The sequence below is a fragment of the Nostoc sp. FACHB-152 genome, assembly GCF_014697475.1.
In the GTDB taxonomy this organism is placed as follows: domain Bacteria; phylum Cyanobacteriota; class Cyanobacteriia; order Cyanobacteriales; family Nostocaceae; genus Nostoc_B.
Window position 1 is genome coordinate 1 of the sequence record NZ_JACJRV010000143.1, and the last position, 9,443, is coordinate 9,443.

10 protein-coding genes are annotated in these 9,443 nt (G+C 41.8%); all 10 read right to left on the reverse strand.

All coding sequences use genetic code 11. The annotated features are described in order from the left end of the window. Positions 1-76 precede the first annotated feature (76 nt). Entirely contained in the window at positions 77-1,000 is a 924-nt protein-coding gene (locus H6G76_RS35385; RefSeq protein WP_190710858.1) for a hypothetical protein, read from the reverse strand. Between the two features lie 85 nt (positions 1,001-1,085). Beyond that, positions 1,086-1,298: a hypothetical protein gene (locus H6G76_RS35390; protein ID WP_190710859.1), complete on the reverse strand. Its 213-nt coding sequence runs from the start codon at positions 1,296-1,298 to the stop codon at positions 1,086-1,088. A 65-nt stretch (positions 1,299-1,363) separates the two neighbouring features. Beyond that, positions 1,364-2,557, reverse strand: coding sequence for an acyl-CoA dehydrogenase family protein (locus tag H6G76_RS35395; protein ID WP_190710860.1), 1,194 nt, complete (start codon positions 2,555-2,557; stop codon positions 1,364-1,366). 122 nt (positions 2,558-2,679) lie between these two features. Continuing rightward, complete coding sequence (locus H6G76_RS35400) at positions 2,680-3,708, reverse strand: ABC transporter substrate-binding protein (RefSeq protein WP_313934891.1); 1,029 nt, start codon at positions 3,706-3,708, stop codon at positions 2,680-2,682. Between the two features lie 78 nt (positions 3,709-3,786). After that, the gene (locus H6G76_RS35405; protein WP_190710861.1) at positions 3,787-4,548 is read right to left on the reverse strand and encodes a class II aldolase/adducin family protein; all 762 of its coding nucleotides are present in this window, start codon (positions 4,546-4,548) and stop codon (positions 3,787-3,789) included. A gap of 83 nt (positions 4,549-4,631) precedes the next feature. Then, on the reverse strand, positions 4,632-5,306 hold the full coding sequence (locus tag H6G76_RS35410; protein WP_190710862.1) for a cysteine dioxygenase family protein: 675 nt from the start codon (positions 5,304-5,306) through the stop codon (positions 4,632-4,634). Positions 5,307-5,319: 13 nt separating this feature from the next. Next, positions 5,320-6,405, reverse strand: coding sequence for an LLM class flavin-dependent oxidoreductase (locus tag H6G76_RS35415; RefSeq protein ID WP_190710863.1), 1,086 nt, complete (start codon positions 6,403-6,405; stop codon positions 5,320-5,322). Positions 6,406-6,472: 67 nt separating this feature from the next. Beyond that, positions 6,473-7,546 (reverse strand): aliphatic sulfonate ABC transporter substrate-binding protein, encoded by a 1,074-nt coding sequence (locus H6G76_RS35420; protein ID WP_313934892.1) that lies wholly within the window; start codon positions 7,544-7,546, stop codon positions 6,473-6,475. A 233-nt stretch (positions 7,547-7,779) separates the two neighbouring features. Continuing rightward, entirely contained in the window at positions 7,780-8,628 is an 849-nt protein-coding gene (locus H6G76_RS35425) for a MetQ/NlpA family ABC transporter substrate-binding protein (protein ID WP_190710864.1), read from the reverse strand. Positions 8,629-8,746: 118 nt separating this feature from the next. Then, positions 8,747-9,409 (reverse strand): methionine ABC transporter permease, encoded by a 663-nt coding sequence (locus tag H6G76_RS35430; protein ID WP_313934893.1) that lies wholly within the window; start codon positions 9,407-9,409, stop codon positions 8,747-8,749. Positions 9,410-9,443 lie beyond the last annotated feature (34 nt).

Consider the following 9,443-nt stretch of genomic DNA (forward strand, 5'->3'; position numbering starts at 1 on the left):
TATTGACATTAAGTCCTAATAAGCGTCCTTTCTACCAACAAGGTCAAAGAGCTATGAGACTTATTCTGTCTGCATTCTAGCCCTTTTTGTAGCCCCTTAAGTACCCAGACACACCATTGCTAAAAAGACTGGCATGATATTCGCGTAAGATAGGAATTTCTAATTCCCTTCGCCAATCAGGTTCCCACCAATGCACCATCATATACGCAATATCGCTGACTCCTAGCCAAGTAGTTAGTGACCAATCAAATGGCTGGCGGTCAATCAGATAAATTTTCCCATCTCCATTTAATGGAGCAAGAATATTACCAGGATTAACATCACCGTGAATCAATGTGAAGCCAGATGAATTGAAAGTGCGCTCAATCATCTTGCCTGGATGGTACTGAAACACATCCATAAGTACTGACTCCCATGAATTATCAATTTCACCCTTCACTTCCGACAACATTGGTAGTAATCCTGGTTGAGCATGAGCTACGTATTGCTTAATTTCACTAGGGCTGGGAATACTAGCACCAATAGCCTGTAACTTTTCGCTTTCCCACCAATGTGCGTGCAATGTAGCTAGGGCTTGAGCAACGCCACATCCGTATGCAAGTGTTGGCTCCTTTTTCCAACTAGGACTATGGGTTGCAGATAGATCTTCCATGAGAATGTGATACCGAGGAGGGTTCTGTGCATATTGTGCATGGTAGCTTATCGGTAGCGGTCGATTTCCTAAATCAATGTAATCTCGTGTATAGTAATTGACTTCTGAGTCTCCAAAGGTATTTTTAGTGCCTAAACACATTTTCAGCAACAGCGTTGCAGGCATTGTACCAGTTGCTTCCGATGTATATTGAGGACGGATTGTGACAATTCGGGCATTTTCACTGCCTCTAGCTTCGATAGTAAAATCAAGGACTTTGCCTGTAACCAACGCTTCACTACCAATCAGCACTGTATTGAGCCAATCAAGAGTTATTTGACCAGTATCAGTAATGACTTCACCATTCATTTTTGAGTTCTATTTTCTTTGCCGTTCTCTCCTTATACAAGTATATTCAGAGTTATTTATCGGCGATGCCTGCGGCGGGCTATGCCTACGCTTTCAAAGAAAAACGTTTGAGTTTGCTGAAAATCCTCAACAGTTTGAATTCCTGCTTGGGAACACGCTCACGACGAGTAGATTCTTGTGGTGGTAACTCCCAAATATCACGTGTCTCGTATTCTGATGATTGGATATCAGGTGGAGACTGCTGTCTATGTAACCCAGGATCACCATGTAATAATTCTTTTTCTATTCCGTGAAACATATTTTCACCCTAATTGAAAATAAGTTGTGATTGCCTAAAATCCGCCAAAATTTATAGTTATATTTTTAACTTTTAATACTCAATGCCGCCTTACCTAAAGAGGAACAAATCACATCATTTTGTGGTGTATGAATCCGGCTACACAGGACATCTCGATAATGTCTTTCCAAAGGATTTTTCTTAGTTAAACCTGGGTTTCCTATTAGTTGTAAACCAGTTTCTACAGCTTTAATCGCATTACTTGTTACTAAATATTTAACTGTTTGTGCTTGCAAATTTACCTTCGGGTCGAGTTCCCCTTTATCAATATCTGCTGCCAAACTATAAATTAATCGCTGGTTGGCATAAAGTAAGGCTTCAATTTCACCAATCGCTACTTGAAAGCGGGGTAAAGTTGCGAGACTTGTGCCTAAATTGGTAGGCGATCGCTCATTTAAATACTCAACTAACCAATCTCGTGCGGCTGTTGCTACACCTTGATACAAAGCACTTAACAATAAACTGCCAGCTGCCAGCATTAAGGGATCAGGTTGTGACCAAGCCTTTACAGGACGCACATCTAAGGCATACTCTGAAGGAATGCAGACATCTTCCAAAATTAGGTCGTGACTGCCCGTTGCTCTCATCCCCAGGTGATCCCAAGTTTCCACAATGCTGATCCCTGGAATATGTCGAGGAACTAAAAAACTTCCTACTTGCGGTTCATCATCATCTGTGCGCGCCCAAACTACAAAGTAACGCAAAATTGGACTGCCAGTGGTGTATTGTTTGTGACCAGTAATCAACCAACCTTTAGGTGTACGTTTAGCAATTGTTGCAGGTAATCCACCTCTAGCTGGTGTACCTAATTCTGGTTCCACACGGGCAGCATTGAGTAAAGCAATACCTTGCACAGACTCTCGGCACAACTTTTCATAAACAACCGGATGCCAGCGTCGGTGTCGAGCGGCGTTAGCGTGTTGTAAGTAGTGCATTGTTAGTACTAAAGCAGTAGAAGCATCACCACTAGCTATCTTTTCAATCACTCGACAGGCGGTGGTGTATCCTACCGCTAACCCACCAAACTCTACTGGTACAGTCAGACTCAGTAATTTTGCTTTGCGAAGGGCATCAAAGTTTTCAAATGGAAAGGAACTATCGCGGTCATGAATAGCGGCACGGGTGGCAAAATCAGCAGCCAGAGAATCCACAAGCTCAAAGAGATTAGGTAAGAATTTTACTGTTGTGGTAGCTGCTTCTAAAATAGGTGATTTTGACATATAGCGACTCCTGAATTGGGGGTGTCAGGGTGTTTCGGCTGCGCTCAGTGATCGGGTGTAGGGGTGTCAGGGTTCAAGAAAGCAATTTTTCCCCTATACGCCCACACCCCTACACCCTAGTTTTATTGGCATTTGGCGATATCTTCGTTAAAACTGCGATCCCAGAGTTGTTTGACATCAACTTTTGTAGGAATTACACCCGCTTGGAAAAAAGTATCAGCAACCTTTTGCTGAGAAGCAATAGCTTCATCAGATACAGGAAGTATTTCTTGACGACGCTGTTGTTGACCTTGCTGGGCATCTTTATAAACAATACTTTCGTCAACATCAATGGCAGTTGCATAAGTCTTTGACCATTGCTTGAGGTTAGATTCTCGCCAAGTTTGGGATTTTTGTAAGCGACATAAGAAATCGGCGATCGCAACTTTCTTTTTTGGATCGGCGATCGCATTAGGTGAAGCAATAATCACGAAGTTACCGCTTAAAATATCTTTTGCCGATTCCAGCACTCGCGCCCCTTCTTTTTGCGCCTGGGGGATAGAGTAACCATATGTAGCCCAAGCATCTAGTTCGCCTTTACGAAAAGCCGAAAGTCCATCGGGTATGGATAAAGGAACTGCATTGATATCCTTCATCGTCAGCCCGGCTTTTTCCAGCATCTTAATTAGGAAATAGTGGGCGGTTGTGGCTTTAACGTATCCTACTTTCTTACCCTTAAGGTCAGCGATGGTTTTGGCTGTGGAATTTTTAGGTATAAGGACAACTTGACCAACGGTAGGCCCCTTGAGAGTAGCAATAATTTTTACCGATGCTTTTGATTCAATCGCAAAAATCGGTGGAATTTCACTCGCTGATGCCAAGTCAATCGCACCAGCATTGATTGCCTGTACCATCAAATTACCCCCAGTAAACTCAGTAAATTGAGTCTGGTAAGGAAAATCATCTAGTCCAGCTAACTTTAAACCTAAGTCCCAGCCACCTTTATATTTAGCAACACGCAATTGAGTTGTATTCGATGCTGCAATTTGCGATGGAATAGGATTAGCCGCGATCGTTGTTGGACTAGTAGACTTAACCTCTGAGCAAGCCGTAGCTACTAACAAACAACCCAGAGGCAAGATAAAATTCTGCCGCAACCAATTAGTAAACACGTTAATTTTTAAGTATAAAAAGACAAAATTTTTTGTTAACCGCTCCGCGTGCCTCTGCGTTAAGAAAAGGTATGATTTTTACTCCAACAAATCTGGTTCCTCCCGCACAATCCGGTCATAAAGAGGCTGAAAACTAAACCAACCGCCTGAATGCGTTCCCACTTGACCATGAGTGAAAGTTGCAGTTTCGTGATCAATCAGCAGTGGTTTACCAGCAGCTTCTGCCAACAATTGAGCTTGAGCCGATCGCTCAAAAGAAATGTACCAAAAAGCAGCCTCGTCTACAGTCTGCCCTACAGTCAAAAACCCGTGATTCCGCAGGATTACAGCTTTTTTCTCTCCCAAGGTTTCAGCAATTCTTTTACCTTCAGAAGTATCTAAAACTACACCTTTATAGTCATTAAATAGAGCATGATCTTCATAAAAAGCACAAGCATCTTGAGTTAAAGGGTCAAGCAAGCGACCCAGACTTGACCAAGCTTTCCCATGCAGCGAATGAGCATGAGCAGCTGCAACTATATCAGGTCGCGCCTCATGTACTTGTGAATGAATCGCAAAGGCGGCACGATTGACAGGCGCATCACCTTTAACAACTTCACCTTCTCTATCGACCAAAAGCAAGTCAGACACACGGATATGACCAAAGTACTTACCTAAGGGATTCACCCAGAAATGGTCTGTAAACTCAGGATCACGGGCGGTAATGTGTCCGGCGATGCCTTCACTAAAGCCAAAACGACCAAACAGCCGAAATGCAGCTGCGAGGCGTTGTTTGCGATGAAGGCGTTCTTCTTCAACTCGTTCAAATACTGGCGGTTGGGGTCTAGTGAAATTTGGCATGATTTTCTCTTTCTTGTTTCACTAAAGAAAACAACAGGGAATAGAGAATGATAAACACAAAACTTTTGTTTTTTTGATGAATCCTACACAGTTGCGTGTGGGTTTTCCCTGTTCTCTTTCACAGGTACATTAGAATATCCAGAGCGAAAAGAGCGCACACTCTGTTCTTCAGGATGATAATGATGTCGCCAAATGCTACCAGTATCATTACCCATGACATGAATTGAGATAGATGGAGCGAAGACTGTAGTAGCTTTGACAGAGTGAATATCATTGTCCGGTGGCAAGAGATGGTAAATATCGCCAGTTTTCACTTGATAGGTGCCTATAGTTTCCAAATGGGCGCTTCCTTCTAACTCACCGCTATCTATGCGACGATATACTGTTTCTTCTTGTTTACCTTGATACAGACCAACTAGTCCCCAAGATAAATGATCGTGGACAGGAGTAATTGCATGAGGCGGAATCACTAAACTAAAGATAATTAATGAGCGATCCTGCGAACGATACAGTAACCATTGTCCAATTCCTCCGCCTAAACCACTATCAGGATTTGGTTGATCAAAAGGTTTGGGTAGCCAATTCTCTTTCTTCAGTAGTGCTGCAAAGTGCGGTTCTAAAGCATTGAGAGTTTCTGCGCGGTTATGAGTTGTGCTAGAGATAATTTCTTTAGCTGTTGCTACAAATTCACGCAAATCAGGGCTATCAACAAACCATTGATCTGCTTGTAAAGGTTCAAGAACAGTTGTATAAGGCATAGATTTGGCTGATTCAAGCTACGGTTGCTGTTTGGCGTTCTTGTCGTTGGACTTCTTGACGGACTAAAGGAATTACATCTCGACCATAAGCGATCGCATCTTCTACTGGGTTAAAACCGCGAATTAATAATGTTGTCACGCCAGCTTGGTAGTAATCAAATAATGATTCTGCGACTTGTTCTGGAGTCCCAACCAAAGCAGTAGTATTACCTCGCGCACCAGTAGCAGCTGCTACTGGTGTCCATAAACGTTTATCATGGATTTCGCTTTCTTTGGCAAACTCTAGCAACCGCAATGAACCAACAGCTTCAGGTATGGCCGGAGCCTTACCACGGGTTTCATTGATACGAGACAGAATATAATGGGCTTTCTCCCATGCTTTTGCTTCTGTTTCGCCTAAAATCGGACGCAAGGAAACACTAAACCGTAAATCCTTTCCTGGCGGTGCTGCGGCTTTCACCTCGGCAATGCGTTGTTTAATAGCCGCTATGGGTTCTCCCCAAAATGCATATACATTACTGTGCTTTGCACCTACACCCACAGCAGCACCAGAAGCCCCACCAAAATATATGGGAAGATGAGGTTGTTGTAAGGGTTTGACTTCCGAAAATGCACCTTTGAGTTGGTAAAACTCTCCGTCATAATCGAAGGGTTCTTCACTCGTCCAAACTCGTCGCACAATGTCAAGATATTCATCAGTTCGACGATAGCGAGTATCATGATCAAGCCAGTCACCATCACGCTGTTGTTCAGCATCGCTACCACCAGTAATGATATGTACGGCAAGGCGACCATTAGTAAAGTGATCTAATGTTGCTAATTTACGTGCCGCTAAAGTAGGAGCCACAAAACCCGGTCTATGTGCAAGTAAAAATTTCAATCTTTCTGTTGCAGCAGCCACATAACTAACAACATTAAAGCCATCCGGGCCTATAGAACTATACCCAACTAGCACTCGGTCAAAGCCACCATCTTCATGCACTTTCGCAAACTTGCGAACATAAGCCAAATCTATACTTCCCCCCGTAATTGATACGGTAGGGCCATGTAGTTCCGACGCATCTCGCGTACCAATCATGCCAATAAATTCTACAGGCATATTAAACCTCGTTTGTTATTAGTCATTGGTCAATAGTCATTAGTTTTTACTCCCCTGCTCTCTTTTTTTACCTAGAAGCAGTAGTTCCTAACGGACACACAGATGCAGCTATATCTACTCGTTGGGGAATAATTTTTTGTTCTAATAACCAGTCAGCTGTTTTCTGAAGTTTGGCGATATCTTCAGCATTCGGAAATATGTAAGACTCGGCTCCTCGATTTTTAGTCACTTGCTTGGCTACTGCATCCGATAGTTTTAACTCTTTAACTAAAAAATCTGATGCAGCATTAGTATTTTGATTGAGCCATTCACCATCTTCACCTAAAGCAGTCAGCGCGGCTTTGACTGCTACAGGATTTTCTTTAGCTGCATCACTACGAACAACCATAATGCCGTAGGTAGGCGCAGGGTGTGTAGTAGTAATTCTCCGTGCTTTATGCTCTAATTCGGCAATAGAAATATAAGGCTCCCAAACTGCCCAAGCATCAACAGAACCTTGATATAGAGCAGGCGCAGCGTCATTTGGTGATAGATAAACTCGCTGGACTTTTTCTTGAGGAATATTTTCTTTTTCCAAAACCTTTAATAATAAATATTCGCCTGCACCACCTTGATTAACTGCAACTTTTTTACCTATTAAATCAGCAGGTTTGCGAATAGGAGAATCGCCACGAACTAAGATAGCGTTACTCAAAGAATCAGGTCTTGGACGCTGTACAGAACCAATACAAAGTGGTTGTCCCGCCGCAATACCAGAGATGGAAGGAATATCACCACAACCACCAATATCTGCTCGATTACCATTGAGAGAACTTAACAGCGTGGCGCAACGGTCAAATGGGCCAGTCCATTCAACTTTAATATTTTGCGCTGTTAACTGACGCTCTAGTTCACCTCTTTGACGCGCCAAGGGAATAATCCCACCTTTTTGGTAGCCTAAGCGAACTACATTGTTTTTCTCTGTAGTTTTGGTGGTAACAGTATTTGAGGATGTATCTGATTTAGCTGATACATTGGTAGCTGTTTGTTGGCTGCAACCAGAAGCGATCAATCCTATAAAAGAAGCTGCGATCGCTAATATTTTACCAGCAGGATATTTCTGTTTATCCGAAAAGTGCTGTTCTGTGAAATTATTCACCACAATTGACTCCTTGATATCAATTTTTAGGAGTTGAAGCAGCCATATTGATGATAATAGCGAGTTAACTACAACAAATCAGTCGATTTACCGTATTTACTAAATTCAGCATATCATCTTTTGATGGACTGCCCAAACCAAATCAATATTTCTTTATCTCTGAAGCAGAGAATAAAACTCTTGCAAATGCCATTATTTACATACTTTTCTTTGCGTTTATGCGCGAGACATTTTTTCTAAAAAACAGGTACGAGCCTTCCCTGATATTCTTTGTTGATAAAGTCTTTGACACTGGGATGAACGAGTAGCTTGTTTAACTTTTGAATCTTCGGTTCCTTTTCTCGACCCTGCAACGTCACAAACGCCAGCGCATATTTTTTATCTTTAGCCGTTTCTGCACCCATAGAATTAGGTTTTATCCCTGCAAGCGCAACAGTTTGCGCCGAAGATACAATAAAATCTACGTCATTAATAGCTCGGACGACTTGTACACCTTCAACTTCTTTGATTCGTAAGCTTTTCGGGTTAGCTGCAATATCTCTTTGCGTGACAAACTGTGGAGCATTTTCTTTTAACTTAATTAGACCGTTAGCTGCTAATAATCTTAATCCTCTATCGTTATTGATGACATCATTGGCAATGGTAACTGTTGCATTTTGAGGAATTTCGCTAACTGAGTTTAAATTTTTAGAAAAAAGACCAAGTGTGTTTAAATAAACTGTATTTAATGCTACTAAATTTATTTTTAATTCCTTAACAGCATTATTCATAAAAGGTCTGTGCTGAAAGAAATTTGCATCAATTACTTTATCTCTCAAGGCTGTGTTTGGTTGTATCCAATCATTAAAGGTAACAACTTGAATTTCTAAACCTTCTTGGGCGGCTAGATTATTATTCACAAATTTTAGGATATCTTGAGAGACGATACCAGTTACCCCAACTTTAATTACTTCTTTTTGCTCTGTTTGGCTAATTGTCTTCGTGTTATCAGTAGAGTTTTGAGTTGTTTGTTGGCTACAACTAGCAAAGACTAAAGAAGCAGCAAGCGAACCTAAAGCTGTTAAGAAAAATCTGCGTGTATTCATAAAAATTTTAATTAAGAAGGATGATGGGAATCTCTACTGAATATGAGATTTTTAACGCAAAGGCACGCGGAGGTTAACGCAAAGTTACACGGAGGTTTTATTAAGAGAGGGATTTTGTTCAACGTTTTCGCATACGCTGGGCAATAAAATCACCTAAGAATTGAATAATTTGTACCAATGCAATTAAAACTACAATGGTAGAAAACATCACCCCAACATCAAAGCGTTGATAGCCGTATTGAATTGCTAAGTTACCTAAACCACCGCCACCTACAGCCCCAGCCATCGCGGAGGAATTAAGTAAACTCACGATTAAAATTGTCATCCCTAATATCAATGAGGGCAAGGCTTCAGGAATTAAGACTTTAAGAACAATTTGCCAATAATTGCATCCCATTGCTTGGGCGGCTTCTATGAGTCCCTTATCAACTTCTAAAATGCTGGTTTCAGCAATACGACCAAAAAATGGAATGGCGGCGAGAGTCAGGGGAACTAAGGCGGCAGTGCTACCGATGGAAGTACCGACAATTAAGCGGGTGAGTGGTGTTAAAACAACTAGCAGAATAATAAACGGAAATGAGCGTCCAGTATTAACGATCGCACCCAATACTTTATGCAGTTTTGGAAAATCTAGCAAGTTACCAGGGCCAGTCATTACCAACAATAAGCCCAAAGGCAAACCTAAAACTATAGCAACTAATGCCGATATACCTACAATACCGTTGCCAAAATAAGAGCATGAAGAGGTAGGGCGTTTCGTAGTAGAGTTGTTGTCTCTCACAACGACAACTCAAAAACCACTAGTCGCCCATGCC